We start from the raw sequence: 1,281 nt of genomic DNA on the forward strand, positions 1-1,281 counted from the left end.
CAAGGCGATGAACCATTCTTTTAAATACGGATACTTGTCAAAGAGACCCGCCATAGTTATAGACGTCGTCAATTCGGCACCCTTGTCGGGAGCACTTGCAGCAACTTCTTTCCCGGCCTGAGAGTTTTGTATAATCTCATTTCTCCGTTCTTCCGCCGCTACGCTTTCTCCGTCTTTCGTGAAAGGAGTCACATCTTGCATAGTTTCCAAAACACCCCGGAACTTTCCTTTTTCGTCATGAACGCCGATATACTCAATGTGAACGATTCGGTCCTTCTTTTTTAAGGTAAATTGTACCTTATCTTTTTCACCGCTTCGTAAGGATTCGACGACACGATTAACAATAGGTCGCACTTCACGCGGATGGCAGTTCTGTAGCACTCGTCCAATAATCCCTGCAGACCGATCGAAAATGCGTTCTTTCGTATCCGTATAGAATTTAACGATATCATTTTCATCTGTAAAGGTTAAATCCATAGGCATATGCCGGTAAATTAAATTAATTTGTTCCAATGTCAATTTGCCGTTAGCTACCTCTAAAATATCTTCCGCCGACGATTTAACGCCGTATTTTTGTAAGAGATCATTAAGTTCACCCACAAAACCCGCATTAGTCGGTAACGCTGCTTCTTTTTCAGGCAGAAATCCGGACGGAGCTTCAATATTGGCAAAGCCGACTTCTTCCTCACCCAATCGCATTTGCCTGAATTCATCTTCCGTCAAAAGCTTTAAGGCCGTAGGGTAAAGGATGGACTTTTCTTTTAACATAATATCTTCAATTTTATCAATTACTTCAGGCTGAAGTTCCAAGAACAGTTTATCCTGATCCGTATCGAGGAGTCGTTTTCCTCTCGTCACGGCATTACGAACCGCATCGTCAAAACTCCACATAATAGCTGTCGGTCTGTCAAACCCCTTGGCTTCCAATGCGGGAAAGAGCTGATTGTGTTTACGGGCAAAATGGCGTTGATACAATAATAATCCGTCATAGACTTCCAGCCACTCATTTTTAATAAACTTATCTTTTTTCAATAAGGCCTTCATACGCGAAACCAGCCCTTCCATAGCCTTATTTTCCTCTAGAAAAGTTCTGATAGGATGGCCTTCGGGCAACTCTTCGCATTCTCTGCCTTTTAAAATTCCGTCAAAGAGTTTCAGCAGTTCATCCATGCGATCCTGCATTTCCCCGTCTTCAATTCCGTCTTCCTTTAATTGCTGCTCACCGTAAGCAAATTCTTCGGGCGTTACGGAATCAAACCTGGAAGTCAATTCCTTGCGGGC

1 protein-coding gene is annotated in these 1,281 nt (G+C 43.1%); it reads right to left on the minus strand.

The window, feature by feature from the left end; genetic code table 11:
* On the minus strand, positions 1-1,269 hold a 1,269-nt coding region (locus PGX78_RS08365; protein WP_270446485.1), incomplete at its 3' end, for a DUF438 domain-containing protein.
* Between the last annotated feature and the right edge of the window lie 12 nt (positions 1,270-1,281).

This window comes from Megasphaera sp. AF13-6AC, assembly GCF_027685385.1.
GTDB classification, from domain to species: Bacteria; Bacillota; Negativicutes; order Veillonellales; family Megasphaeraceae; genus Megasphaera; species Megasphaera micronuciformis.